Genomic DNA, 533 nt, shown 5'->3' with positions numbered 1-533 from the left:
TACTGCACGGGGGACAAGTTTCAGCCGTCATGTTTCAATTTTCAGCTTGTTCCAGATTGTTAAAGAGCAAAATACTTCGCAGCATACTGTTGCCAATATACTCTGAAGTATTGAAATTCAAGGACCTATATGGTGGAGCTAAGCGGGATCGAACCGCTGACCTCCTGCGTGCAAGGCAGGCGCTCTCCCAGCTGAGCTATAGCCCCATACAGTCACTGACAGAGACCTTCGGTTTACTACTTTTCTTCTAGGCAAGGCGTGGTGTCGCGACGCATATTGGAATATGCGAGCGGCGCCATAACGCAGCATAGGAGAGAAGTGGTAGGCCTGAGTGGACTTGAACCACCGACCTCACCCTTATCAGGGGTGCGCTCTAACCACCTGAGCTACAAGCCTATAAAGGTATTTCTGCTCGTTACTTTTCATCAGACAATCTGTGTGGACACTGCACAATCAAATATCGTTAGGTAAGGAGGTGATCCAACCGCAGGTTCCCCTACGGTTACCTTGTTACGACTTCACCCCAGTCATGA

The 533-nt window shown here is 49.2% G+C and carries 2 tRNA genes and 1 rRNA gene; all 3 read right to left on the bottom strand.

Going from position 1 to position 533, the window contains the following annotated elements:
* Positions 1-130 precede the first annotated feature (130 nt).
* Positions 131-206 (bottom strand) — tRNA-Ala (locus NYE85_RS09500).
* A 113-nt stretch (positions 207-319) separates the two neighbouring features.
* A tRNA-Ile gene (locus NYE85_RS09495) sits at positions 320-396 on the bottom strand.
* Positions 397-468: 72 nt separating this feature from the next.
* A 16S ribosomal RNA gene (locus NYE85_RS09490) occupies positions 469-533 on the bottom strand; the annotation flags it as partial.

Source organism: Serratia sp. AKBS12 (assembly GCF_024793895.1).
In the GTDB taxonomy this organism is placed as follows: Bacteria; Pseudomonadota; Gammaproteobacteria; order Enterobacterales; family Enterobacteriaceae; genus Serratia_F.
Note: the sequence above shows the minus strand (reverse complement) of the source record. Positions and strands in the feature narration are given on the sequence as shown.